This is a genomic window from Neobacillus drentensis (assembly GCF_036962765.1).
Taxonomy (GTDB): Bacteria; Bacillota; Bacilli; order Bacillales; family Cytobacillaceae; genus Neobacillus; species Neobacillus drentensis_C.
In genome coordinates this window covers 1935-2646 of the sequence record NZ_JBALOS010000341.1, presented here as the reverse complement: position 1 = coordinate 2646, position 712 = coordinate 1935, and the positions used below count along the sequence as shown (strand labels likewise).

The 712-nt window shown below is 37.2% G+C and carries 1 protein-coding gene; it reads right to left on the bottom strand.

The window, feature by feature from the left end:
- Positions 1 to 236 precede the first annotated feature (236 nt).
- Positions 237 to 712, bottom strand: a 476-nt coding sequence (locus V7137_RS28915) for a DUF3291 domain-containing protein (RefSeq protein WP_335701253.1), incomplete at its 5' end; no start/stop codon positions are given.

Genomic DNA, 712 nt, shown 5'->3' with positions numbered 1-712 from the left:
ATTACTATATGTCATACAGTATATGATTTATACTATGTATCATACACTATTGTTGTGACGAAACCAATTGAAATTTGGGAATATTTACAAAAATGCCAAAAAAGGCGCCTCTTTTTAAGAAAAACGCCCTAATGTGGAAGATTAAAATCTCTCCTATTTGTTTCAATAGATATTTCAAGAAAGAAGAAAAGTGATGTTTCTCTGTTTCCTAACTAAACTTAAACAAGAGCCCCCTGCTACTTAATCAAGCACGTCTCCCCTTTTTCATCAAACGGGTGTTTAAAGTCAAACGCAAAAGGAGTGGACCCATGCTGAATATAATAGTTGTATCTTTTGAAAGCCTCCACCCATGAGACATCCTTCACCTTTTCTGTCCACCACACTACATATGAAAGATGTTTCTCTTGATAAGGCTCCATCCATTTGCTCCTATCTCGCAACGCTTGCTTATGCTGACCTGAATAGGTAAAACGATAAAGGGATTGAAGGTTTTTCCATACCGTTAGTGTAAGAATAGGAAAACCTTCCCCTTTAATGTCTTTTTCAGGAAAAGACACTCCATTTGATGAAAACGCCTCTATAAGATGTCCAGATTTTAATGCCTGCTGAAATACTTCATTTCCAACTTCAAAAAATTCACGAGAGGCAGGGTGGTCATAGGGGTGATTTAGCCTGCCAACAGTATAGATTGAAACTAAAGCCATAAACAGCC